The organism is Pantoea sp. OXWO6B1 (assembly GCF_001641135.1).
Classification (GTDB): Bacteria; Pseudomonadota; Gammaproteobacteria; order Enterobacterales; family Enterobacteriaceae; genus Pantoea; species Pantoea allii.
Genome location: NZ_LWLR01000001.1, coordinates 621,708 through 641,907 on the forward strand (window position 1 = coordinate 621,708; position 20,200 = coordinate 641,907).

Below are 20,200 nucleotides of genomic sequence, written 5' to 3' on the forward strand. Positions count from 1 at the left end.
ATAACTGTAATATTAACTACATTTTTCTGTCACTAAACTGTCCTATTTTCCCTCCTGCAGCAATCACTGACTCTTACTAAAAAGGCATTGAGCCTGAATTTTCTCCCCTGGAGGGAACATGACACTGATGCGTAGCACCGTAGCCCGAATCCTTGCCGCCTCTTTTGCCGTTAGCGCGGTTTCTGCCTTTGCAGCCACCGATCTGACGGGTGCGGGCGGGACTTTCCCGGCGCCGGTTTATGCCAAGTGGGCAGCAGAATATCAGCAAGCCACCGGTAGCAAAATCAACTATCAAGGCATTGGTTCATCTGGCGGTGTAAAACAAATTATCGCCAAAACCGTTGATTTCGGTGCGTCTGATGCGCCTATGAAAGACGAAGATTTGCAGAAAAATGGCCTGTTTCAGTTCCCAACCGTGATCGGTGGTGTGGTGCTGGCGGTTAACCTGCCGGGCATCAAATCAGGTCAACTGACGCTGGACGGTAAAACCGTTGGCGACATCTATCTGGGTAACATCAAAAAGTGGAACGATCCTGCGATTGTTAAACTGAACCCAGGCGTGAAACTGCCAGACACTAACATCAACGTGGTACGCCGCGCGGATGGTTCCGGTACCTCTTTCGTGTTCACCAGCTATCTGGCAAAAGTGAACGAAGAGTGGAACAGCAAAATTGGTAAGGGCAATACTGTTAACTGGCCAACCGGTCTGGGCGGTAAAGGTAACGACGGCGTCGCCGCCTTCGTACAGCGTCTGCCAGGCTCAATCGGCTACGTTGAATATGCTTATGCCAAACAAAATAATCTGACCTACACCAGGCTGGTGGATGCGGATGGTAAAGCGGTTGCGCCAAGCGAAACCAGCTTCTCTAACGCGGCGAAAGGCGCGGACTGGAGCAAATCTTTTGCTCAGGACCTGACTTTCCAGAAAGGCAACGACGCATGGCCAATCACCTCAACCACGTTTATCCTGATTTACAAAGACCAGGCTAACGCGGCGAAAGGTGCCGAAGTGCTGAAATTCTTCGACTGGGCTTACAAAGACGGCGGCAAAACGGCAAACGCGCTGGATTATGCCACCCTGCCTGACAGCGTAGTTCAGCAGATCCGCGCTGCATGGAAAGCCAATATCAAAGACAGTTCAGGTAAAGCGCTTTATAAGTAAGTGAATGACCCTGGCCAGACCGACGTCTGGTCAGCCTTCAGGGGCGGCGTCTGCCGCCCTGATAACTTCTGAGGACTGAGACTTCTATGGCTGCAACGAAGTCGGCATTCAAAGCCCCAGGCAAGCAAGGCGACAGAATTTTCGGTGCACTGGTAAAACTCGCTGCGCTGATCGTCCTGTTACTGATGGGCGGCATCATTGTCTCCCTGATCTTCTCTTCCTGGCCAAGCATACAGAAATTTGGTTTCGCGTTTTTGTGGACCAAAACCTGGGACGCCCCTAACGAACAATTTGGTGCGCTGGTACCGATTTACGGTACGCTTGTCACCTCAATTATTGCCCTGATTATTGCGGTACCGGTCAGTTTCGGTATTGCGCTTTTCCTTACTGAACTCGCACCAGGCTGGTTACGTCGTCCACTGGGTACCGCCATTGAGCTGTTAGCGGCGATCCCCAGCATTGTTTACGGCATGTGGGGCTTATTTGTTTTTGCGCCACTGTTCGCACAGTACTTCCAGACGCCGGTTGGCGATGTGATGTCGGGCATTCCTGTCATTGGCGAGCTGTTTTCTGGCCCCGCATTTGGTATCGGTATCCTGGCCGCAGGCGTTATCCTGGCCATCATGATCATCCCGTATATCGCCTCGGTAATGCGTGACGTGTTTGAACAGACGCCGGTGATGATGAAAGAGTCGGCTTATGGCATTGGCTGCACGACCTGGGAAGTGATTTGGCGCATTGTTCTGCCCTTCACTAAAAATGGGGTGATCGGCGGTGTCATGCTCGGTCTGGGACGTGCACTGGGTGAAACCATGGCCGTGACCTTTATTATCGGTAACACCTACCAGTTAGACAGCGCCTCGCTGTTTATGCCTGGCAACAGTATCACCTCAGCGCTGGCGAACGAATTCGCTGAAGCAGAATCAGGCGTACACGTTGCGGCTCTGATGGAGCTGGGCCTGATTCTGTTTGTTATCACCTTTATCGTGCTGGCGATTTCAAAGTTAATGATTATGCGGCTGGCCAAAAGTGAAGGAACGCGATCATGACAACGATGGAAGTGCAGGCTCGCGCAGAACTGGAAGCGTCACGTCGTAAGATGCAGTCATGGCGCAGTACCAAGAATAAAATTGCGCTGACGATGTCGTTACTGACCATGGCTTTTGGCCTGTTCTGGTTAGTGTGGATTCTGTTTACTACGGTAAGCCGTGGCATCGATGGTTTGTCATGGTCGCTGTTTACAGAGTCCACTCCGCCGCCAAACACCGCGGGTGGTGGCTTAGCCAACGCCCTGGCAGGAAGTGGTTTACTGATTTTCTGGTCTACCTTCTTCGGTACGCCGCTGGGCATTATGGCCGGCGTTTATCTGGCGGAATACGGACGCAAATCAGCACTGGCAGAAGTGATTCGTTTTATTAATGACATTCTGCTGTCAGCGCCGTCGATTGTGGTTGGCCTGTTTGTCTACACCATCGTCGTGGCGCAAATGCACCACTTCTCCGGCTGGGCGGGCGTGATTGCGCTGGCGCTGCTGCAGGTTCCGATAGTGATTCGAACCACGGAAAACATGTTGCGACTGGTACCAGACAGCATGCGCGAAGCCGCCTATGCGTTGGGCACGCCGAAATGGAAGATGATCTCGGCTATTACGCTTAAAGCGTCGGTTTCCGGCATCATCACTGGTGTGCTGTTAGCGATTGCCCGTATCGCTGGTGAAACCGCGCCGCTGCTGTTTACTGCGCTGTCGAATCAGTTCTGGAGCACCGACATGATGCAGCCCGTGGCTAACCTCCCGGTCACCATATTTAAATTCGCCATGAGCCCGTTTGCCGAGTGGCAAAGTCTGGCCTGGGCTGGCGTACTGATTATTACCCTGTGCGTGCTGCTGCTGAATATCGTAGCAAGAGTTGTTTTCGCCAAGGGCAAACACGGTTAACTACCGACACTGCCCTGCGCGGTGTTGATTAAGAGAGAAAAACAATGAGTACTGCGACTGCATCAGCCGGAAAAATCGAGGTTCGTAATCTGAATTTCTATTACGGCAAGTTTCACGCTCTGAAAAATATCAACCTGGATATTGCTAAAAACCAGGTCACGGCGTTTATTGGGCCATCAGGCTGTGGTAAGTCCACCCTGCTGCGCACTTTCAACAAAATGTATTCGCTCTATCCGGATCAGCGAGCAGAGGGTGATATTCTGCTGGATGGCGACAATATTCTGGCGTCGCATCAGGATATCGCACTGTTACGCGCCCGGGTTGGCATGGTATTCCAGAAGCCGACGCCTTTCCCGATGTCGATTTATGACAATATCGCTTTCGGCGTGCGCCTGTTCGAGAAGCTGTCTCGTGCCGACATGGATGAGCGCGTGCAGTGGGCGCTGACCAAAGCGGCCCTGTGGAACGAAACCAAAGACAAGCTGCACCAGAGTGGCTACAGCCTGTCTGGTGGACAGCAGCAGCGTCTGTGCATTGCCCGCGGCATCGCTATCCGTCCGGAAGTGCTGTTGCTGGATGAGCCATGCTCTGCACTGGACCCCATTTCTACCGGCCGTATCGAAGAATTAATTACCGAACTGAAGCAGGATTACACGGTGGTGATCGTGACCCATAACATGCAGCAGGCTGCACGTTGTTCCGATCACACGGCGTTTATGTATCTGGGCGAACTGATTGAGTTCAGCGACACTGACACGCTGTTCACCAAGCCGGCACAGAAACAAACAGAAGACTACATCACAGGTCGCTACGGCTGATTCGACAGGAGATCGCCATGGACAGTTTAAATCTGAATAAACACATCTCCGGTCAGTTCAATGCTGAGCTGGAGCACATACGCACTCAGGTGATGATCATGGGCGGGCTGGTCGAACAGCAACTGACCGATGCGATCACCGCGATGCATAATCTGGACGGTGATCTGGCCCAGCGCGTCATTGATGGCGACCAGAAGGTCAACATGATGGAAGTGGAGATTGATGAGGCCTGCGTGCGCATCATCGCCAAACGTCAGCCTACCGCTATCGACCTGCGCCTGGTGATGGCAATTATCAAGACCATTTCCGAGCTGGAACGCATTGGCGATGTGGCCGAGAAAATCAGCCGTACCGCACTGGAGAAGTTTGGTCAGCAACATCTGCCGCTGCTGGTTAGCCTGGAATCCCTGGGCCGCCACACCGTACAGATGCTGCATGACGTGCTGGACGCGTTTGCGCGTATGGATCTTAACGAAGCCGTTCAGATCTACCGCGAAGACAAAAAAGTGGATAAAGAGTACGAAGGTATCGTGCGTCAGTTGATGACTTACATGATGGAAGATCCGCGCACCATCCCCAGTGTATTAACGGCACTGTTCTGCGCCCGCGCCATTGAGCGTATCGGTGACCGCTGCCAGAACATCTGCGAAATCATTTTCTACTTCGTAAAAGGACAGGATTTCCGTCACGTCGGCGGTGACAGGCTTGATGAGCTGTTATCCGGCGACGACGGCAGCAATAAGCCGTCTTGATCCTGGGCAACCGTGTGCGATTCCGGCACACGGTTGCGGCTATTCTGCATAGACCCCATCATCGTAGCTCTTTATACTTGCGCCAGTTTTTTAACCAACGGGTGCTGACTCATGTCCTCTTCTTCCCCTTCTAAACAGAGCATTACGCCTGCTAAAGCGATGCTGGCCGCCATCAGTGGTTATGCCATGGATGGATTCGACCTGCTTATTCTGGGGTTTATGCTGCCCGCGATTAGCCTGTCTCTGGCACTTGATCCCTCCCAGGCCGGTTCACTGGTGACCTGGACGCTGATTGGTGCCGTAATTGGCGGCATCGTGTTTGGTCATCTCAGCGATCGCTATGGTCGCATTCGTGTGTTAACCCTCACCATTTTGATGTTTTCCCTTTTTACCGGTCTGTGTGCGGTGGCCCAGGGGTACTGGGATCTGCTGGCCTATCGCACGCTGGCGGGAATGGGGCTTGGCGGTGAGTTTGGCATCGGCATGGCGCTGATTGCGGAAGCCTGGCCGGCAGAGAAACGCAACCGCGCCTCGGCGTGGGTCGGGATCGGCTGGCAACTGGGTGTTCTGCTGGCGGCATTTATCACGCCACCGCTGCTGAGTGTTATTGGCTGGCGCGGGATGTTCCTGGTGGGACTGCTGCCCGCGCTGGTGTCGTTTGTCATTCGCCGCAGTATGGGTGAGCCTGAGAGCTTTACCCGTCAGATCCAACATGTTCCCTCACTGTCCTTTCCCGCCCGACTGAAACTGCTGTTTAAAGACCGCGCCACCAGTAAAGCCAGCCTGGGGATCTTTATTCTCTGCTCCGTCCAGAACTTCGGTTATTACGGCCTGATGATCTGGATGCCAAGTTACCTTTCCTCAAACTTTGGTTTTAGTCTGACGAAATCCGGCATCTGGACGGCGGTCACTGTCGTAGGTATGACCTTCGGGATTTGGTTGTTTGGCGTGCTGGCAGATCGCTTTGCGCGCTGGAAAATTTTCCTGCTATATCAGTTCGGCGCAGTTGTGATGGTGGTGGTTTATGCGCAACTGCGCGATCCCACTGTTATGCTGTTCACCGGCGCCTTGATGGGGCTGTTTGTTAACGGCATGATCGGCGGTTACGGGGCATTAATCTCGGATACCTTTCCACCGCAGGTGCGCGCCACCGCGCAAAATGTGTTGTTTAACCTGGGACGTGGCGTCGGTGGGTTTGGCCCGCTGGTTATCGGCCTGCTGGCAGGCAAGTTCTCTTTTGTGGCGGCCATTACCTTACTGGCGCTTATCTACCTGCTGGATATTGTGGCAACGCTGTTCCTGCTGCCGAAGAAGCAGAGCCAGGACGATGCACTGGGGGCAATTGGTTAAGTAACCTGACTGACGTAAACCGGCCTCACAAAGAAGCTGGTTTACGTGGTGATCCGGGGCGATACCTGATGCACCTCTCACCATTTCAACTTTCAGGCTACTTTTTCGCATGAATCGCGCGATTTGCATCGTTGGTCGCGCAGGGTCAGATTCTGCTGCAACAACCTTTATGAACCCTCAGGAAATGATGAGGGCAAGATAGCCCGACAGTGCCACTGTGGCAGATTGTTGCGAGCATGACGGGAGACATCGCTCAAATAAAAGGGCAACGTCGTTGCCCTCGGGTTGGATTACTGCTGCATCAACGGCAGCAGCTGCTGATACAGCCGGCTGAACGTCTCACGTCTCGGCTGATAGTGCGCATGACGCGCCGGGTTGGGCTGGTGGCGCTGCACCTGCTTCAGGGCAGGCACGGTCAGATTCTCATCCAGCGCCATTTGCGCCAGACGTGCAGCGCCCAGTGCGGGTCCGACATCGCCGCCTTCGCAGTAATCCAGCGTCTGTCCGCTGATATCGGCCAGCATCTGTCGCCAGTAACCGCTTCGGGCACCGCCGCCAATCAGCATGATGCTGCTGGGCGTGACGCCGCAGTCGTGTACCACATCCATCCCTTCGGCCAGTGCAAACCCCACGCCTTCCAGCACCGCCCGCGCCAGTTCGGGTCGTCCATGCTGGTGGGTAAAGCCAAAGAAGCTGCCGCAGGCGTGCGGATTATTATGCGGGGTGCGTTCTCCCGACAGATAAGGCAAAAACCACAGCGACGGCGCATCCTGTTTTGCCCGCTCTGCCTCCGCCAGCAGATGCGGAACATCGTCACAGCCGGTCAGCGCAGCCGCCCAGTCAAGGCAGGACGCGGCACTGAGCATCACGGACATCAGATGCCAGCGCTGCGGCAGAGCGTGGCAAAAGCTGTGAACAGCACGTTGCGGATTACTGAGATAGCCGTCGCTGACGACAAAATAAACCCCGGATGTCCCCAGCGACAGCATGCCTTGTCCCGGCGATGTCATGCCGACGCCAACTGCACCTGCCGCATTATCGCCACCGCCCGCCACCAGGGGCACCTGCGGCAGTGTCCAGCGCTGTGCAATAGCCGCCGACAAGGTACCGGTAATCTGATTACCTTCAAACAGCGCAGGCATCTGGCGTCGTTCCAGCCCGCAGGCCGCCAGCATCACATCGCTCCAGTCACGCTTTTCTACGTCCAGCCACATTGTGCCCGCCGCATCCGACATATCGCTGGCAAATTCGCCGCTCAGCCGCCAGCGTAGGTAATCTTTGGGCAACAGCACTTTTGCGACCTGAGCAAAGACGTCAGGTTCATGCTCTTTTACCCACAGCAGCTTTGGCGCAGTGAAACCCGGCATCATCAGGTTGCCGGTAATCTGACGCGATTCAGGCACGCGCTGCTCCAGCGTATGGCACTGATCGCCGCTGCGCCCGTCATTCCAGAGAATGGCCGGGCGCAACACCTGATGTTGTGCACCAAGCAGCGTAGCACCGTGCATTTGCCCGGTCAGGCCAATCGCTTTTACGCTACTCAGGTCATGCTGATGGGTCAGGGCCTGTACGGCGCGGTCCGTGGCCAGCCACCAGCTTTCGGGATCTTGTTCGCTCCACAACGGATGCGGGCGGGAAACCGTCAAGGGGGAGGTTTCCACTGCCACAACCTGCCCGTGTTCATCCAGCAGCACCACCTTGACGCCGGATGTGCCGATATCGATCCCGATTACCATGTCGCGCTCCTTACGGATTAAAAGTCATAAAGATAGTGATTCACCAGGTTTTCCAGCTGTTCCTGGCGTCCACTGTTGTGCTGCGGATTAAACTGCTGCTGATGTGCATGAGCCGCCAGCGCATCCAGCGAGAATTCACCTTTCAAAATCTGCTGACCAAATTCGCCGTTCCAGCCGCTGTAGCGCTGTGCTACGCGTTTATCCAGCTCACCGTCAGCCAGCATGCGTGCCGCCACTTTCAGCGCCAGCGCCATGGTGTCCATCGCGCCGATATGGCCATAGAACAGGTCATATTTATCGGTGCTCTGACGGCGTACTTTGGCATCAAAGTTTAGGCCGCCGGTAGTGAAACCGCCTGCTTTGATGATTTCGTACATCACCAATGCGTTTTCTTCCACGCTGACCGGGAACTGGTCCGTATCCCAGCCGCACTGCGGATCGCCACGGTTAGCATCCACCGAACCAAACACGCCAAGGGCAATTGCCGTCGCAATTTCATGATGGAATGAGTGGCCGGCCAGCGTCGCATGGTTCGCTTCGACGTTCACTTTAATCTCTTTTTCCAGACCAAACTGCTTCAGGAAGCCATAAACCGTGGCCACATCATAATCATACTGGTGTTTGGTGGGTTCCTGCGGCTTAGGTTCGATCAGCAGCGTGCCCTGAAATCCGATTTTGTGCTTGTGCTCAACCACCATCTGCATAAAGCGGCCGATCTGCTCGCGCTCCTGGCGCAGGTCAGTATTTAACAGGGTTTCGTATCCTTCGCGACCGCCCCACAGCACATAGTTTTCGCCGCCCAGCGTCTGGGTCGCTTTCATGGCACTGCATACCTGGCTGGCTGCCCAGGAAAACACCTCCGGATCGGGACTGGTCGCAGCACCTGCACCGTAGCGCGGATGCGTAAAGCAGTTCGCCGTGCCCCACAGCAGTTTAATTCCGGTTTCCTGCTGTTTTTCCTGCAGTTTATCGGTCATGACGGCCAGGTTTTCGCGATAGCTTTTCAGCGACTCCCCTTCTGGTGACACGTCTACATCGTGGAAGCAGTAATAGGGCACATTCAGTTTGTGAAAAAACTCAAACGCCACGTCCGCTTTCAGTTTTGCCAGATCCAGCGCTTCGCCCGTTTTTTGCCACGGACGATCAAACGCGCCCGCGCCAAACATATCCGCACCGTTCCAGCAGAACGTATGCCAGTAACAGGCGGCGAAGCGCAGATGCTCGGCCATGGTTTTACCCATGATCACTTCATCCGGATTGTAATGGCGGAACGCCAGGGGATTGGTGGTTTTTGTTCCTTCGTAGCGAACGCGATCAAGCTGGTCAAAATAAGCGTGCATGATTGGCTCCTTAGCATCGGCCCCGAATGGGTTACCCGGAAGCGTTATTGTGCGTACCCGCTCTCAGCGCGCTCAATTACGATATTTCACACAGCCAGTAAGATAATTATTTATTGTGCACTTGCTCGCAAAAAAATATGAAGGCTTTATGACGCCTGACAGGTCTTATGTCGCGATCGGCGAGTCTGAAAATGTAAAATTTTCGATCGCGCTCAAAAATACAGAAATAAACCAAAAAACGTAATAGCGGGATAAAAATCAGTAATTGCTGGCAGCTGAAAATAAGGTGAACAATTCATCCGCCTGGTTCATAGCCTTACAACGACAATAACCGTTCCCTACAGGATGACCATGATGAAAATGAAACCTGCATTACTCGCTGCCTTTGCGGCGCTGGCCCTGTTCAGTCAGGCCAGTCTGGCAAAAGAAGTCAAAATCGGTATGGCAATCGATGATTTACGCCTGGAGCGCTGGCAAAAAGACCGTGACATCTTTGTTAAACAGGCTGAGGCGCAAGGCGCAAAAGTATTTGTGCAGTCAGCCAATGGCAACGAAGAAACCCAGATGTCGCAAATTGAAAATATGATCAACCGCGGCGTTGATGTGCTGGTTATCATTCCCTACAACGGTCAGGTATTAAGTAACGTGGTGGCAGAAGCCAAACGTGAAGGGATTAAAGTGCTGGCCTATGACCGTATGATAAATAACGCCGATATCGACTTTTATATTTCCTTTGATAATGAAAAAGTGGGTGAAATGCAGGCGGAAAGTCTGGTGAAAAAGGTGCCAAAAGGAAATTACTTCCTGATGGGCGGATCACCTGTAGACAATAACGCACGCCTGTTCCGCGAAGGGCAGATGAAGGTGTTAAAACCCTATATCGATAACGGCAGCATTAAAATCGTCGGCGACCAGTGGGTTGATGCCTGGCTACCGGAAAACGCGCTGAAGATCATGGAAAACGCCCTGACTGCCAATAAAAACAATATCGATGCGGTTGTCGCCTCTAACGATGCCACCGCGGGCGGCGCGATTCAGGCGCTGAGTGCTCAGGGACTGGCCGGTAAAGTCGCTATTTCCGGGCAGGACGCGGATCTGGCCGCCATCAAGCGCATTATGAACGGCGCCCAGACCATGACCGTGTACAAACCCATCAAAGAACTGGCTACCGAAGCCGCGAAGATTGCCATCGAGCTGGGCAATGGTCAGACGCCAGCCAGCAATGCCAAACTCAACAACGGCCTGAAAGATGTGCCAGCGCGCCTGCTGACACCGATTGAGGTGAACAAAGACAACATTGACAGCACCGTGGTGAAAGACGGTTTCCACAAGAAAAGCGAACTCTAATCGCGTTACGCGAAGGAGAGTAAACGATGTTGCTGGAAATGAAGAACATCACCAAGCGCTTTGGCGCGGTGAAGGCGCTGGATAACGTCAGCCTGCAGCTGGATGCGGGTGAAGTGCTATCGTTGTGCGGTGAAAACGGATCGGGCAAATCAACGTTGATGAAAATCCTGTGCGGACTCTATCCGCACGGGGATTTCGACGGGCAGATCCACTTTGCCGGGGACGCTATTCAGGCGCAGACCATTCGCGATACCGAGCGCAAAGGTATTGTGATTATCCACCAGGAGCTGGCGCTGGTGCGGCAACTTACGGTGATGGAGAACATCTTTCTCGGCGCAGAGTTGGGGCGCTTCGGCATGGTGGATGATGAAACCATGACGCTGCGCTGCCAGCAGCTGCTGGAGCGCGTCAAACTCAACGTCTCCCCGGATACGCGCGTGGGCGAACTGGGCCTTGGGCAACAACAGCTGGTGGAGATTGCCCGTGCCCTTAACAAGCAGGTGCGCCTGCTTATCCTGGATGAGCCCACCTCTTCGCTGACCGAGCAGGAGACGACAGTGCTGCTCAGCATCATCCAGAACCTGCGCGAACATGGCATTGCCTGCGTGTATATCTCGCACAAGCTCAACGAAGTGAAGGCTATCTCGGACACGATCTGTGTCATTCGCGATGGTCAGCACATTGCCACCCGACCTGCTGCGGGCCTGAGTGAGGATGACATCATCACCATGATGGTGGGACGCGAACTCACGGCGCTTTATCCCCATTCGCCCCACGAGATTGGCGACACGGTGTTGCAGGTCGATAACCTGACGGCCTGGCATCCGGTTAACCGTCACGTGAAGCGGGTTAATAACGTCTCTTTTACCCTGCGAAAGGGGGAAATCCTCGGCATTGCCGGATTAGTGGGCGCGGGTCGAACGGAAACCGTGCAGTGCCTGTTTGGCGTCTGGCCCGGCCGCTGGCAAGGGGAGATAGCGATTCACGGCAAAAAAGTCACGATTCGCGACTGCCAGCACGCCATCGCGCACGGCATTGCCATGGTGCCGGAAGATCGTAAAAAAGACGGCATCGTGCCGCTGATGGGCGTAGGCAAAAACATCACGCTGGCCGCGCTGGACCAGTTCAGTCATCGGCTTTCCACCATTGATGAGGCCGAAGAACTGCACGCCATCAACGCCGCCATTGCACGACTGCGGGTGAAAACCTCTTCGCCTGAGCTGCCGATTGGTCGCCTCAGCGGCGGCAATCAGCAAAAAGCGATTCTGGCGAAGTGCCTGCTACTCAACCCAAAAATCCTGATTCTGGACGAGCCGACGCGCGGCATTGATGTTGGGGCGCGTCAGGAGATCTATGTGCTGATCAACGCCCTGGTACAGCAGGGCATCTCGGTGATTGTGATTTCGTCTGAGCTGCCTGAAGTGCTGGGCCTGAGCGATCGCATTCTGGTTATGCATGAAGGGCAAATCAAAGCCGATCTGATTAACGACAATCTGACTCAGGAGCAGGTGATGGAAGCCGCCCTACGGAGTGAACATTATGCTTAACAGCGAGAGTAAACCTGCCGTAGCGGCACCGGCTAACAAGCACGTATCCAGCAAGCTCGGCCTGCGTAACCTGCAGGTGTTGGTGATGCTGGGGGCGATTGTCTTGATTGCCCTGTTCTTTACCTGGACGACCGACGGTGCCTGGCTCAGTCCGCGCAACGTTTCTAACCTGCTGCGCCAGACGGCGATCACCGGCATTCTGGCGGTGGGCATGGTGTTTGTAATTATCTCCGCCGAGATCGATCTGTCCGTCGGCTCCATGATGGGGCTGTTGGGCGGCGCGGCGGCAATCTTTGACGTCTGGCTGGGCTGGTCGCTGCCGCTGACTATCGTGGTCACGCTGGTGCTGGGGCTGTTGCTCGGCACCTGGAACGGCTGGTGGGTGGCTTACCGCAAGGTGCCATCATTTATTGTGACCCTGGCCGGCATGCTGGCGTTTCGCGGCATTCTGGTGGGCATCACCAATGGCACCACCGTGGCCCCAACGAGCCCGGCGATGTCGCAGATTGGGCAAAGTTATCTGCCCGGCGGTATCGGTTTTGGCTTTGGTGTTGCGGGCCTGGCGCTGTTTATTCTGTGGCAGTGGCGCCTACGACTGCGTCGTCAGCAACTGGGTCTGGCTCAACCTGCCGCCTCCGGCACCGTAGCACGACAGGCCATTACCGCCGTTCTGGTACTGGGCGCGATCTGGCTGCTGAACGACTATCGTGGCGTACCGACACCGGTTCTGTTGCTGGCATTGCTGCTGCTGGTGGGGATGTTTATGGCCACTCGCACTGCCTTTGGACGCCGTATCTATGCCATTGGCGGCAATATTGATGCCGCGCGGCTCTCTGGTATTAACGTGGCGCGCACCAAGCTGGCGGTGTTTGCCATCAATGGCCTGATGGTGGCGATTGCCGGGCTGATTCTCAGCTCGCGGCTCGGCGCGGGTTCCCCTTCCGCCGGGAACATTGCCGAGCTGGATGCCATTGCGGCCTGCGTGATTGGCGGCACCAGCCTGGCGGGTGGCGTGGGGTCGGTAGCGGGCGCCGTGATGGGCGCGTTTATCATGGCCTCACTGGACAACGGTATGAGCATGATGGATGTACCGACTTTCTGGCAGTACATCGTCAAAGGGGCCATTTTACTGTTAGCGGTGTGGATGGATACCGCCACGCGTCGCCGCCTGTAATCGTGTGAACGATCACACTGTGGCGCAAACCATTTCTGTGGCGCATCCAGCTGTGTTATGCAATGCGCTGGGAGTTAAAGGGACTGTGCCACTATGCATGAAAAACGATACCGCATTACCCTGCTGTTCAACGCCAACAAGGTTTACGATCGTCAGGTAGTAGAAGGCGTTGGCGAGTATTTGCAAGCTTCGCAGACCAACTGGGATATTTTCATTGAGGAGGACTTCCGTTGCCGCATTGATAATATTCAGGAATGGCTGGGTGACGGGGTTGTTGCGGATTATGACGATAGTTCGATTCAGCGCTCTCTGGCCGACGTGGCTGTGCCGATTGTCGGCGTGGGCGGTTCGTATCACAGGGAAGAAGACTATCCACCAGTGCACTATATTGCCACCGATAACACTGCGCTGGTGGAAAGCGCCTTTCTGCATCTGAAAGAGCGCGGCATCAACCGTTTCGCCTTTTACGGTTTACCGGCCTCCAGCGGTAAACGCTGGGCGCAGGAGCGTGAACTGGCGTTCCGCAAAATGGTGATGCGCGAGCGTTACATGGGCGTGGTCTATCAGGGCATGGAGACTGCCTCTGAGAACTGGCAGCACGCACAAAACCGTCTGGCCGACTGGCTGCAAACGCTTCCTCCCCATACCGGCATTATCGCCGTTACCGACGCCCGTGCGCGCCATCTGCTGCAGGCCTGCGAATACCTGAAGATTCCGGTGCCGGAGAAGCTGTGCGTCATCGGGATCGATAACGAAGAGCTGACGCGTTACCTGTCCCGCGTGGCGCTGTCCTCAGTCGTTCAGGGATCGCGGCAGATGGGTTACCAGGCCGCTAAACTGCTGCATCGTCTGCTCGATCAACAATCTCTGCCGTTACAGCGCATCTTAGTGCCGCCGGTAAAAGTCATTGCCCGCCGTTCCACCGATTTCCGCTCGTTGCACGATCCCGCTGTCATTCAGGCGATGCACTTTATCCGCTTCAACGCCTGCAAGGGCATCAAGGTTGAGCAGGTGCTGGATGCCATTGGCATGTCGCGCTCAAACCTGGAGAAGCGTTTCCGGGATGAAACTGGCGATACGATTCACGCCATGATCCACCGCGAGAAACTGGAGAAGGCCAGGGAACTGTTGGCGGGTTCGTCGCTGAGTATCAATGAGATCTCACAGATGTGCGGCTATCCGTCGTTGCAGTATTTCTATTCGGTGTTTAAGAAGAGCTATGCCACGACGCCAAAGGAGTACCGCCAGGAGCATGGAGAGGTGGTGGTTTAGTAGATATATTTTTAGTTTGGTTACATTACTGTGATTTTGTTAATGATTTTATCAAATTAGGAACTATAAGATGTTTATGCCCATTATCATTCTTCAATCTGGCGTGCTCATAACTTGTAGTATGCTAACACTAAGTGCAAAAAATGATAATAAAAATTATATTTTCTAATTATTGCTTTAAGAATTATTAATTTAATCGCCGGGAGATCAAAAAAATATTTTTTCTTGAAGTTAGGAATAGAAAAGGCATAATGCTACTTTTGAAGGAATTGATTTTTTTTGCTGATTCTATTAGATTAAACTAGACGTAAAAAAGACCTTTGCAGTTTTAACTGAAAGATAAAAAAGTATCATGATAATTTATGTTTAATTGATTTTTTAACACTTTTCTTAAAAAAGGATTGCTATGAAAAGCATTGATTTCCCGAGAAATAAAAAAACTTACCTGTCTTTAAGATTTTTATTAATTAAGCTTAATAGGGATATTATGGACATCACTTCTATTGTCGAACGAGGACCTTATGTTTTCGATGAGTTTGATTATCTCGTTATGGCCCTAGAGGATAGGCGTTATCTTAAGCATAGAGGTATAGATATAATCTCAATAATTCGCGAAATTTTGAAAATGATTACGTTCCGAAAATATGGAGGTGCAAGCACTATTAATATGCAAATGGTTAGAACATTAACTAACTATAAAGATTTAACTTTTCGACGAAAAATATATGAAATGATACTGGCTTTACTTGTTAATTTTAGATTTACTAAGAGTGAAATTATGAAGTGCTATATGGATAATGCCTACTTTGGTCACCGTGCAACCGGGGTAACCAAAGCATGCATTATTGAATATGGTAGAATGTTGAGCGAACTTAGCTATAATGAAAAAGCCAGACTTGCAGCGATGTTGCTAAATCCAAGACCTGAGTCGCCTTCACATAAATGGTATTCGATTATCGAAGTTAGAGCGAGGTATGCGCAATCTATGAGGGGAAGAGTGAAAAAGTGCCCTTAATAATGTCAGTGTACTTGCATACTCTAAATGATGGTAGTTAAACGAAATTGTATCTGCATTTTTAATTTCATCCCATCTTGAATCAGAGGTTTCAGTCAATTGAGTTGTTACATTTTTTATTTTTTCATAAGCTCTGTTAATTGCATTTAGTGCGGTTTTTAGGGATGCTCCCGAACTTCCAGTTCGCTGTTCTTTATGTTTATGGATTTCTTTTTTAATTTCTAAATGAGCATTATAAAACTCTTTCTGAATGCTATCCTCAATAACATTGGCCAGACTTGATAATTGTTGGCTATTAAGATCGAAATAAAGCCTATTCAACTTCGTATTCCAATTTACAACTGATGAAATATAGGATTCGATTTCAGAGTCGTTCGTTTTTCCTTCCCTGAAGGAATTTATCAATGTTTTACTTCTGTATATTCTTTCGCTAGCTAATGCTTCAAAACTATTTCTAACTTCTTTTAACTCAATAGCTTTCATTTCTGCTTTTTTGAAAAAGTATTGATTTTGAAACTGTTTCTTCTGAAAGCGGTAAGTGATGAAAACGCCTACACAACCGGAGAGTAAAAAAGTCACAACAATTTTTATTAAATCAAACATTTTTATTCCGTCTCTGAGTGATTTCAGTTTTTTAGCATTAATTGATTCTGAGTTAACATTCTATGATAGATGCTGATGGGTTTCATATACAACTCCTTTCTTGTAGGGTTTTTATTTTTTATAATTTAACCTTGGATTTAAATTTTTTGGAGACCTATTTTGAATAACTGTTTATATCAAAATCGCATGAATTGCAACTAGTTTTGAAAATATTATGAATGTCTCATGGGTTTTTACAATGATTTGAGAGTAGTGTCTTGTTTTTTCTTAGAGCCGTATTTTTATCTACGATGGTTTTTTTGAAAATTATTATTAGAGAGAGATGATTTATGACTATTTTTAAAAAATGAATTCATCCTGGTCCGGTATTACGAGCACCTAACCAGAGTAACTACACGAACTATCTAAGGAGTTGATTATAGCTGACACGCGTTTTCACATAGACCTCCCCACGACTGAATCCAATCAAAAGTTAACTTTAGGTTATCGCTCAAGTAGGCTGGAAAGATCCACGCCGCAAATCACTGATTGCAAGAAGTTAATTACGTAAGGTAGGATTTAATAAGCACTATTACGCCGCAGTTAAGGTTAGGCTAACTTACTCTGATTATGATAAACGACTGATAGCTGCTCGCTAGCATGCATTTATTACTTCTGGACCTAAACGTAGCACTAATAATAGTGGTGCAGGGTGCGCATAAATTAGCATGCGCATCTTAATTTTTTGGCTTGAATTATTTTCTGAAGCAAATCTGAAATCAGCATTCACATTTAATTATCCACTGCCATTTATAAATTTAGTATGGTAATAAATACTGTAATCAATATTCTGAATTTAATTGTCTCCTACCTAATAAAATTAACCTGTCCCCTAATGCTCAAGGTCCGCAAAGCCCTGCCGGACAATTACCCTGCCTGGCGAATCCTCGGGAAGGTGATCTGCATTTTTATGAACAGGAGCTGGAGGACGCCGTCACCTTATCCACCTGACGGAGAATACAGTCGCCCGAATCAGCGCTGATGTGTTGGTTCGCCGAACTTGAGGGGAAGGTGGCTGGCTTCGTGGTCTGCGTGATACATAAAGGTACATGGTTCACACAGCCTGTGTGCTATCTGGAAGATCTCTTCGTTGAAGAGAGTGTGAGTGGTCTGGGGGCGGGAAAAGTGCTCATCACGGCGGTCTGCGATGAAGCCCGCGAAAAAGGCTGAGCAAAGGTGTACTGGGTGACAAATGAAAATAACCCCGCGCGTAAACTCTACGACAAGCTAGCCCAGGTTGATGATGTGGTCCGCTACAACATCAGGTTCTGAAGATCGGTCTCTCTGTTACATGCCCGCGGTGCCGTCCTGATCGTTATGAATACTGCTCTTATCAAAATAATAAGGGCAGAGATGACTCACCTCTTTCCCCATCATTATTGGCACATGCCAATACTAAAAATAATCTGTGATTAATATCTCAATATTATTCTAATAAGCGTAATTGCGACCATTCTTAATGTTTCCTGCTTTGTCATCACCGCAGAACGTTTTTTCCAACGGCTGGTATCCCGAAAATCGAAAAAGCCCATTGAAATAAAATGGAGCCGATCACAATATGAATGGGTTTACTAAAAAATAACAATCAGTAAATTCCGAGGCCGATTATGCAACGCACTCTGTCACCTACTGTCTTCCAGCTTCACAAGTCTTTTTTCCGTACTCAACCCCTGGAGATCGTCAATGCTGCGGGATGCAGCGCGGAACTTTTTATCTATGAATCAGGCATTGAGGCCGTGCGGCTGAAAAACGCCCGTGGCTATCTGGTGGTGCTCCCTTACTATGGTCAGATGATCTGGCAGGCCATGTTTGATGGCGTCGACCTGACAATGCAAAGCCGTTTTACCGAGCCGCGTCCTGCCAGCGACATTGTTGGAACCTATGGCTGCTTTATGTATCACTCCGGGCTGCTGCGCAACGGTAACCCAACAGCGGAAGACAACCATGCCCTGCACGGTGAAATGCCCATCGCACCGATGCAGCGGGCGCGCATTGAAACTGGCGAGGATGCGCAAGGGCCCTGGCTGGCGCTGGTGAGCGAGCGCGAGTACCTGATGGGATTTGGCGACCATTATCTGGCCCAGCCTCGGGTGGTTATCCGTCCGGACAGCGCCACCTTTGAGGTATGCATGGCAGTAGAGAACTTATCGCTCAACGCCATGGACCTGATGTACATGTGCCATGCCAACTTTGCCTATGTTGAAGGTGCACGCATCATTCAGCCCGCTGCTTTTACCGCGGCCGACACGGTTATCCGTTCGTCAGTGCCCGCCATCGTGAAAGCGAATGATGCCTATCTGGCAAGGCTTAAGCAGCTTAAGCAAGATCCCGCCAGCACAGAAGTCATCACTGCCGAGTTGCAGCCCGATCCCGAACTGGTTTTCTACATTAAAAATCTGCGTAAAGCGCAGGATGGCCATGTGCACGTCATGCTACGTCGGCCAGACGGCGATGCTTTTACGGTGAACTACAACCCCGACAATTTCCCCTTTCTGACTCGCTGGATTCTGGCAAACCCTATGCAGAAGGTGTGCGCTTTTGCGATGCCGGCGACCTGCGGCGTTGAAGGCTATCAGGCCGAAAAACGGGCCGGGCATATACGGTCACTGGCTGGCGGGGAAAAGGCCTTTTTCAGCATGACGCTCGGCTATCTTAATGCGCAGGAAAGCCAGCACGAAGAGGCGCTGATCCGTGCGTCGGTGTGATCGGCACACCGGAATTGTTAATGGAATGTGTGAGCTTTATCAAAGAAGAGATCTTTATTGGCATCAGGTAATTTACTTTACTTTTCTTTGCAGTAAATTCGGTGCTGCACCCGGACAATTTATGCGGTTTGTTTTGGGAAACGGGAAAAAAAGACTAACCGGCTGAACGGTTTATTTTCTCATTTTTATTAATACGAATACCCAGTGTTCAGAAATGATTATTTATCTGCTGTTTTATTGCTGGCAGCGGCATCTTTATATCAATTTCTGGCAAGAGAAAATCTCATCATATTAATGATAACCAGGGGTAGTAAAATGAATCGCCGCAATCTAATTAAAATGTTAAGCATCTCTACGCTGTTATCGGTCTCTGTGAGTTTAGCGTTTCCCATGTCCGCGCTGGCCTCCGAAACCAAAACCATGGTGACGGTGGTCAAAGAAGCCGGTGTGCCCTGGTTCAACATCCTTAATCAGGGACTCAAAGAGGGCGGAGAAAAAAATAATCTTAAAACCTCTATGGTGGGACCCACGCGTGCCGATCCTGCGCAGCAGGTGAAACTGATTGAAGATCTGATCGCCAAGAAAGTCGATGTGATTGGTCTGGTACCGCTCGATACCAAAGTGACGGCGCAGGTGGTGAAGCGCGCGCGTGACGCGGGCATCATGGTGATCACGCAGGAAGGCCCTAACCAGGAAGGCAAAACCTGGGATGTGGAGCTGATGAGCGCGAAAGCCTACGGTGAAGCACAGATGAAAGCCCTGGCGCGTGAAATGGGTGAAAAAGGCGAATACGTCGTGCTGGTCGGCACGTTAACCACCACCGGTCATAATCAGTGGGCCGATGCCGCGATCGCGTATCAAAAAGAGCACTACCCGAATATGAAACTGGCCGCCGACCGCTTTCCTGGCGCGGACTTTATCGATGAATCCGAACGCGTTACTCAGGATATCCTGAAAGCGCATCCGAACGTGACAGGCATTATGTCGATGGGCTCGAACGGGCCGATCGGGGCGGGCAACGTGCTGAAGAAACGCCATCTGGAGAAAAAAATCGCCCTGGTGGGCACCACTATTCCCTCACAGGCGCGCGCATACATTATGTCTGGCGTGATTCGTGAAGGTTTCCTGTGGAGTCCAAAAGAAGCCGGACTGGCGATGACCGATGTCGCACGCCTGGCGCTGGATAACGAGGAATTTAAAACCGGCATGACCATCCCTGGGCTGGGTGAAGCCACCGTGGATAACGAAAACAAAGTGATCATGGTGGATCGCATCCTCCAAATCACCAAAGCCAACGTCAACGATCTCGTCAAGCTCGGCCTGTAAGTCACACCATCAATGTTGCTGCTGGCCGGGTTCAACAGAATCCGGTCAGCCTCCCCGTATTCTGATTAGATAAGGGAT

Annotated in this window: 16 protein-coding genes and 1 pseudogene; 14 read left to right on the top strand and 3 right to left on the bottom strand. The window is 51.5% G+C overall.

Translation table 11 applies throughout. The features are described from left to right. Positions 1 to 118 precede the first annotated feature (118 nt). The 6 genes from pstS to A6A26_RS05270 all read left to right on the top strand — a co-directional run bounded on the left by pstS (position 119) and on the right by A6A26_RS05270 (position 6,018). Positions 119 to 1,162 carry a phosphate ABC transporter substrate-binding protein PstS gene (gene pstS / locus A6A26_RS05245; protein WP_063877775.1) on the top strand — a complete coding sequence of 348 codons (1,044 nt, stop codon included), beginning with the start codon at positions 119 to 121 and terminating at the stop codon, positions 1,160 to 1,162. 86 nt (positions 1,163 to 1,248) lie between these two features. Then, positions 1,249 to 2,211 carry a phosphate ABC transporter permease PstC gene (pstC, locus tag A6A26_RS05250; RefSeq protein ID WP_063877776.1) on the top strand — a complete coding sequence of 321 codons (963 nt, stop codon included), beginning with the start codon at positions 1,249 to 1,251 and terminating at the stop codon, positions 2,209 to 2,211. After that, entirely contained in the window at positions 2,208 to 3,098 is an 891-nt protein-coding gene (gene pstA, locus A6A26_RS05255; protein WP_013023942.1) for a phosphate ABC transporter permease PstA, read from the top strand. The genes pstC and pstA overlap by 4 nt, the downstream gene beginning before the upstream one ends. A 44-nt stretch (positions 3,099 to 3,142) precedes the next feature. Further along, positions 3,143 to 3,916 (top strand): phosphate ABC transporter ATP-binding protein PstB, encoded by a 774-nt coding sequence (gene pstB, locus A6A26_RS05260; RefSeq protein WP_013023943.1) that lies wholly within the window; start codon positions 3,143 to 3,145, stop codon positions 3,914 to 3,916. Between the two features lie 17 nt (positions 3,917 to 3,933). Then, the gene (phoU, locus tag A6A26_RS05265) at positions 3,934 to 4,668 is read left to right on the top strand and encodes a phosphate signaling complex protein PhoU (RefSeq protein ID WP_063877777.1); all 735 of its coding nucleotides are present in this window, start codon (positions 3,934 to 3,936) and stop codon (positions 4,666 to 4,668) included. Positions 4,669 to 4,779: 111 nt separating this feature from the next. After that, positions 4,780 to 6,018, top strand: a complete 1,239-nt coding sequence (locus A6A26_RS05270; protein WP_063877778.1) for an MFS transporter — start codon at positions 4,780 to 4,782, stop codon at positions 6,016 to 6,018. Positions 6,019 to 6,308: 290 nt separating this feature from the next. On the opposite strand, the gene xylB is transcribed toward A6A26_RS05270, so the two are convergent. Then, the gene (xylB, locus tag A6A26_RS05275; protein WP_063877779.1) at positions 6,309 to 7,754 is read right to left on the bottom strand and encodes a xylulokinase; all 1,446 of its coding nucleotides are present in this window, start codon (positions 7,752 to 7,754) and stop codon (positions 6,309 to 6,311) included. Positions 7,755 to 7,771: 17 nt separating this feature from the next. Then, on the bottom strand, positions 7,772 to 9,094 hold the full coding sequence (gene xylA, locus A6A26_RS05280) for a xylose isomerase (protein ID WP_063877780.1): 1,323 nt from the start codon (positions 9,092 to 9,094) through the stop codon (positions 7,772 to 7,774). Between the two features lie 354 nt (positions 9,095 to 9,448). Here xylA and xylF point away from each other — a divergent pair, with 354 nt between their 5' ends. The 5 genes from xylF (at position 9,449) to A6A26_RS05305 (ending at position 15,449) form a co-directional block, all read left to right on the top strand. Continuing rightward, on the top strand, positions 9,449 to 10,441 hold the full coding sequence (gene xylF, locus A6A26_RS05285; RefSeq protein WP_063877781.1) for a D-xylose ABC transporter substrate-binding protein: 993 nt from the start codon (positions 9,449 to 9,451) through the stop codon (positions 10,439 to 10,441). Positions 10,442 to 10,467: 26 nt separating this feature from the next. Further along, on the top strand, positions 10,468 to 11,988 hold the full coding sequence (locus A6A26_RS05290; protein WP_063877782.1) for a xylose ABC transporter ATP-binding protein: 1,521 nt from the start codon (positions 10,468 to 10,470) through the stop codon (positions 11,986 to 11,988). Beyond that, positions 11,981 to 13,162, top strand: a complete 1,182-nt coding sequence (xylH, locus tag A6A26_RS05295; protein ID WP_063877783.1) for a xylose ABC transporter permease XylH — start codon at positions 11,981 to 11,983, stop codon at positions 13,160 to 13,162. The genes A6A26_RS05290 and xylH overlap by 8 nt, the downstream gene beginning before the upstream one ends. 93 nt (positions 13,163 to 13,255) lie before the next feature. Beyond that, the gene (gene xylR, locus A6A26_RS05300; RefSeq protein ID WP_063877784.1) at positions 13,256 to 14,434 is read left to right on the top strand and encodes a D-xylose utilization transcriptional activator XylR; all 1,179 of its coding nucleotides are present in this window, start codon (positions 13,256 to 13,258) and stop codon (positions 14,432 to 14,434) included. 406 nt (positions 14,435 to 14,840) lie between these two features. Then, a complete protein-coding gene (locus A6A26_RS05305) occupies positions 14,841 to 15,449 on the top strand; it encodes a transglycosylase domain-containing protein (RefSeq protein ID WP_063877785.1) in 609 nt (202 codons plus the stop codon). Here A6A26_RS05305 and A6A26_RS25370 read toward each other — a convergent pair. Then, entirely contained in the window at positions 15,369 to 16,052 is a 684-nt protein-coding gene (locus tag A6A26_RS25370; protein ID WP_156506643.1) for a hypothetical protein, read from the bottom strand. The genes A6A26_RS05305 and A6A26_RS25370 overlap by 81 nt on opposite strands. An 874-nt stretch (positions 16,053 to 16,926) precedes the next feature. On the opposite strand from A6A26_RS25370, the pseudogene A6A26_RS05310 reads away from it, so the two are divergent. From A6A26_RS05310 to A6A26_RS05320, 3 genes and pseudogenes are all read left to right on the top strand, one after another. Further along, positions 16,927 to 17,363 (top strand): annotated as a pseudogene (locus A6A26_RS05310) (GNAT family N-acetyltransferase). Between the two features lie 335 nt (positions 17,364 to 17,698). After that, the gene (locus A6A26_RS05315; RefSeq protein ID WP_082875156.1) at positions 17,699 to 18,796 is read left to right on the top strand and encodes an aldose 1-epimerase family protein; all 1,098 of its coding nucleotides are present in this window, start codon (positions 17,699 to 17,701) and stop codon (positions 18,794 to 18,796) included. A 315-nt stretch (positions 18,797 to 19,111) separates the two neighbouring features. After that, complete coding sequence (locus tag A6A26_RS05320; RefSeq protein WP_063877786.1) at positions 19,112 to 20,122, top strand: autoinducer 2 ABC transporter substrate-binding protein; 1,011 nt, start codon at positions 19,112 to 19,114, stop codon at positions 20,120 to 20,122. The last annotated feature ends 78 nt before the right edge of the window (positions 20,123 to 20,200 follow it).

Coding starts and splice junctions, on each gene's coding strand:
- pstS (WP_063877775.1), top strand. CDS start 119: ATGACACTGATGCGTAGCACCGTAGCCCGAATCCTTGCCGCCTCTTTT.
- pstC (WP_063877776.1), top strand. CDS start 1,249: ATGGCTGCAACGAAGTCGGCATTCAAAGCCCCAGGCAAGCAAGGCGAC.
- pstA (WP_013023942.1), top strand. CDS start 2,208: ATGACAACGATGGAAGTGCAGGCTCGCGCAGAACTGGAAGCGTCACGT.
- pstB (WP_013023943.1), top strand. CDS start 3,143: ATGAGTACTGCGACTGCATCAGCCGGAAAAATCGAGGTTCGTAATCTG.
- phoU (WP_063877777.1), top strand. CDS start 3,934: ATGGACAGTTTAAATCTGAATAAACACATCTCCGGTCAGTTCAATGCT.
- A6A26_RS05270 (WP_063877778.1), top strand. CDS start 4,780: ATGTCCTCTTCTTCCCCTTCTAAACAGAGCATTACGCCTGCTAAAGCG.
- xylB (WP_063877779.1), bottom strand. CDS start 7,754: ATGGTAATCGGGATCGATATCGGCACATCCGGCGTCAAGGTGGTGCTG.
- xylA (WP_063877780.1), bottom strand. CDS start 9,094: ATGCACGCTTATTTTGACCAGCTTGATCGCGTTCGCTACGAAGGAACA.
- xylF (WP_063877781.1), top strand. CDS start 9,449: ATGAAAATGAAACCTGCATTACTCGCTGCCTTTGCGGCGCTGGCCCTG.
- A6A26_RS05290 (WP_063877782.1), top strand. CDS start 10,468: ATGTTGCTGGAAATGAAGAACATCACCAAGCGCTTTGGCGCGGTGAAG.
- xylH (WP_063877783.1), top strand. CDS start 11,981: ATGCTTAACAGCGAGAGTAAACCTGCCGTAGCGGCACCGGCTAACAAG.
- xylR (WP_063877784.1), top strand. CDS start 13,256: ATGCATGAAAAACGATACCGCATTACCCTGCTGTTCAACGCCAACAAG.
- A6A26_RS05305 (WP_063877785.1), top strand. CDS start 14,841: ATGAAAAGCATTGATTTCCCGAGAAATAAAAAAACTTACCTGTCTTTA.
- A6A26_RS25370 (WP_156506643.1), bottom strand. CDS start 16,052: ATGTTTGATTTAATAAAAATTGTTGTGACTTTTTTACTCTCCGGTTGT.
- A6A26_RS05315 (WP_082875156.1), top strand. CDS start 17,699: ATGCAACGCACTCTGTCACCTACTGTCTTCCAGCTTCACAAGTCTTTT.
- A6A26_RS05320 (WP_063877786.1), top strand. CDS start 19,112: ATGAATCGCCGCAATCTAATTAAAATGTTAAGCATCTCTACGCTGTTA.